General features: G+C 54.1%; 1 rRNA gene. It reads left to right on the forward strand.

What is annotated here, in order from left to right:
- Nucleotides 1–38 precede the first annotated feature (38 nt).
- Nucleotides 39–1,336 (forward strand): 23S ribosomal RNA (locus RHODMAR_RS26775); the annotation flags it as partial.

Consider the following 1,336-nt stretch of genomic DNA (forward strand, 5'->3'; position numbering starts at 1 on the left):
GTTGTTTGAGAATTGCACAGTGGACGCGAGCATCTTTGTTGTAAGTAATGAAGAGCGTACGGTGGATGCCTTGGCACCAGGAGCCGATGAAGGACGTAGGAGGCTGCGATAAGCCTCGGGGAGCTGTCAACCGAGCTGTGATCCGAGGGTGTCCGAATGGGGAAACCCAGCACGAGTGATGTCGTGTTACCCGCATCTGAATATATAGGGTGTGTGGAGGGAACGTGGGGAAGTGAAACATCTCAGTACCCACAGGAAGAGAAAACAATTGTGATTCCGTGAGTAGTGGCGAGCGAAAGCGGATGAGGCCAAACTTTGTGCGTGTGATACCCGGCAGGGGTTGCGTATGGAGGGTTGTGGGGTTTGCATTGTCGATTCTGCCGGATCGGCCGACAGTAAGAAATTGTGGTGTTAGTCGAAGTGGTCTGGAACGGCCTGTCGTAGAGGGTGAGAGTCCCGTAGACGAAAACATTGCAACTGTCGTTGTGGATTCCCAAGTAGCAGCGGGCCCGTGAAATCTGCTGTGAATCTGTCGGGACCACCCGATAAGCCTGAATACTCCCTGGTGACCGATAGCGGACTAGTACCGTGAGGGAAAGGTGAAAAGTACCCCGGGAGGGGAGTGAAATAGTACCTGAAACCGTGCGCTTACAATCCGTCAAAGCTGGTGAACAGTTTACTGTTGCTGGTGATGGCGTGCCTTTTGAAGAATGAGCCTGCGAGTTAGTGGCATGTCGCGAGGTTAACCCGTGTGGGGTAGCCGTAGCGAAAGCGAGTCCGAATAGGGCGTATCCACCTCGAGTGGTGTAGTGGCGTGTTCTAGACCCGAAGCGGAGTGATCTACCCATGGCCAGGTTGAAGCGACGGTAAGACGTCGTGGAGGACCGAACCCACTTAGGTTGAAAACTGAGGGGATGAGTTGTGGGTAGGGGTGAAAGGCCAATCAAACTCCGTGATAGCTGGTTCTCCCCGAAATGCATTTAGGTGCAGCGTCACGTGTTTCTCATCGGAGGTAGAGCTACTGGATGGTCTAGGGGGCCTACAAGCTTACCGAAATCAGCCAAACTCCGAATGCCGGTGAGTGAGAGCGTGGCAGTGAGACTGCGGGCGATAAGGTTCGTAGTCGAGAGGGAAACAGCCCAGATCGCCAGCTAAGGTCCCTAAGCGTGTACTAAGTGGAAAAGGATGTGGGGTCGCGAAGACAACCAGGAGGTTGGCTTAGAAGCAGCCACCCTTGAAAGAGTGCGTAATAGCTCACTGGTCAAGTGATCCTGCGCCGACAATGTAGCGGGGCTCAAGTACACCACCGAAGCTGCGGCACTCACACAATAGCCCC

The sequence above is a fragment of the Rhodococcus sp. AW25M09 genome (genome assembly GCF_000333955.1).
GTDB lineage: Bacteria > Actinomycetota > Actinomycetes > Mycobacteriales > Mycobacteriaceae > Rhodococcoides.